At 40.2% G+C, this 2,821-nt stretch carries 2 protein-coding genes; both read right to left on the bottom strand.

The features are described 5' to 3' along the window. Positions 1–73: 73 nt before the first annotated feature. On the bottom strand, positions 74–1,339 hold the full coding sequence (locus tag K941_RS0112285) for a putative dsRNA-binding protein (RefSeq protein WP_029103827.1): 1,266 nt from the start codon (positions 1,337–1,339) through the stop codon (positions 74–76). Positions 1,340–1,569: 230 nt separating this feature from the next. Continuing rightward, positions 1,570–2,631: an NADH:flavin oxidoreductase/NADH oxidase gene (locus K941_RS0112280; protein WP_029103826.1), complete on the bottom strand. Its 1,062-nt coding sequence runs from the start codon at positions 2,629–2,631 to the stop codon at positions 1,570–1,572. Positions 2,632–2,821 lie beyond the last annotated feature (190 nt).

Raw genomic sequence — 2,821 nt, 5'->3', positions numbered from 1 at the left:
TTAAAAACCCTGCGTTCAATGCCAACTAAGCGTTTGAATTTGGTGTCGGATAGGTGTGTGGAGGCTTCATAGTTCATTGAGGTATTTTAGCATAGGAAGGGTTTTGCAGGAGGTCTAGTAATTTTTTTACAACATAAGTAGAGCCATCTAGTTCAGACTCAGATCTTTCCAACATCCTCCAAAACCATTCGAAAGCTCTTATTGCCGTAACCAATTCAGAAATGGTTTGACTTGGATATTTTTCAAGGTAAAAAATAAAACTTAAACCATATAGGGCTTGTATACAATCGATATTATAAGCATCATGCTGATACTCACCTCCTTTATCATAATAAGGGAAAGTTTCAATCCTAAAAAAGCCATCTTTCTTAATTTGTTTTAAAAAGAAATCATAACTATAAATTGAATTTAGTCTATCTTGCTCATCAACATTTAGACTGTCATTTTTATACAGAGCGAAAACTTTGAATACCTGCAACAAATCTGCTCCTAACATTGCAAATCTTCGATGAGACCTCAATCCATTTGATTTCATCCGTTGGTGTATGAATGCGGGCAAAATATCACAATCAGCATCAAAATCAAAAATTTCATAAAAATAGGGGTTGATATGTTTTTTCTTAAGTCCTCTGTCATTACTTATGAAGTCAAAACTTATTTTTGATAATGAAATATATGCCTTTCTATTGCTTAAATTTAGCCTTTCACATGCTTTACTGGCAGCATCTTTTTGTGATTTCTTTTTACTACTACCCATTCCTACCACTTTGATATTCATATCACTAATATTTAAATATGTGGTATATTTATAGGTTGTGCCATCGACTTTTTGACCATCATCTGTTAAATATGTGGGCGGTAGCATTTTTCTTTTCTGCAAAAATTCCTGTAAAGTTGTCTTGGGATCCTCTCCACTCCCTAAGGATATTTGCTGAGGAAAAAGCGAGCAAATATCCTTAAGAACTTCCTGAAAGCTATTTGAAACAGCTATATTGCCAATATATAAATTGAAAGCCTCCAATACAAATCTATCGGTGCTGATTTCGTCTTTTGTTAGCCCATTGCCGACTTTTATTCTTAAGAAGCTTTCATTTAAAGGAAAGTTTTGATAAATTAATTCGTAAAGGTAATTTCTTAGTGATTTACATGCGTTTGTCAAATCCTTATCATCTATTAAATTATTTTTAGCACAAACATGGTATATTGCTGAAAACTCAATTACAGCCTTACCCAAAGAACTAATTCTTCTGCTTTGCAAAAAGGTTGATTCTGAATACGATCTATGAATCAGCTCTACAAAACCATATTTATTGAAAAATTGTGAAAACTTATTGTCCATACCATGCCCTACAGCTATACATAATTTTTTAAATCACACACTAAGTATCGAGAAGTAACACACCTACTACCCAAATAAGTATATCAGATTATTGTGTTCTTGAAAATAAAAATCATGTATTGCATTTGGGTATACTGAGCTTTATGAGTGAAATGGAGTTATAAAAAAATAAAAAACCGTTGTCCAAAGTCAATTTGACAACGGCTCGATGATTAAAAATGGCTCATTGATTAAGCAAACCCCCTCACATACTGTCTCGGCACAAACTGCACCTCACTGCTGTCCGCCCCATTTTGCTGATATTGGGCGTTCAGCACCCAATAGGGGTCTCGCAAAAGCCCACGCCCCACCGCCACCAAATCGGCATCGCCCACGCCCAAAATATGGTCAGCCACCGCCACATTGTCCAGCATACCCACCGCAATCACAGGCTTGCCTGTCGCTTGTTTGACTTTCCTAGCCAAATCCACCTGATAGCCTGCATAAAATTCAGGGTGATTGCCCTTAACGAGTACGCCATCGCCACCACCGCTCACATCAAACATATCCGCCCCTACGTCAGAAAATCGTTTGGCAATCTCTACGCCATAATCGCTGTCAAAACCATCTTTGCCATATTCTTGGGCGGAAATTCGCACGATTAAGGGCATATCGGCAGGCATTACCGCTTTGGCGGCAGCAATCACTTCCACGCCAAACAAGGCTTTATCTTGACCGTATTCATCGGTGCGAGTATTGGATTTTGGCGAATAAAATTGATGAATCAAATAACCGTGAGCCGCGTGCAATTCAATCGCATCAAAACCAGCCTCCACCGCTCTTTTGACCGAATTGGCAAACGCCCCAACCAACTCTTTGACTTCATCGGTGGTCAGCTCTTTTGGCGTGATGAGATTTTGCCCAGCATAATCGAGCTCGCCATAATGAATGGCGGACGGGGCAACGGCATTCGGCTCATCTTGGGCTTTACGACCTGCGTGGGCGATTTGCACGGCAATTTTCGCCCCGTGTGCGTGTACGCTGTCCACGATTTTTTTGAATACGTCTTTTTGCGTATCATTCCACAGCCCCAAGCAGTTTGGGCTAATGCGACCGTTGGGGGCGACATTGGTCATCTCCACGATAATGAGGCCCACGCCACCAATGGCTCGGCTGGTGTAATGCACCAAATGCCAGTCGTTTGGCACACCGTCTGTGGCAGAATATTGGCACATTGGGGGCATTACAATGCGATTTTTGAGTTCAAGGTTTTTAAGGGAAAAGGGGGTAAAAAGGTTGCGGATTTTTGCCATTTGAGTAGTCCTAAGTGATGAAAGTGGGGGTATTATAGCGTGTTTGGGATATTAGGGAAAATTGATTATTTTAATGGGTAGGTATCATTTGAAATAATAGACTTCCTGCAAAACCCAAAATAAGGAAAACCGTTCGTGGTGAGCTTGTCGAACCATAACGGTTTTCCGCCACCCCTCAACAAGCTCGGGG

Source organism: Moraxella caprae DSM 19149, assembly GCF_000426885.1.
Lineage (GTDB): Bacteria > Pseudomonadota > Gammaproteobacteria > Pseudomonadales > Moraxellaceae > Moraxella > Moraxella caprae.
The sequence above is the reverse complement of the archived record's forward strand: the minus strand, read 5'-3'. Positions and strand labels throughout refer to the sequence as shown.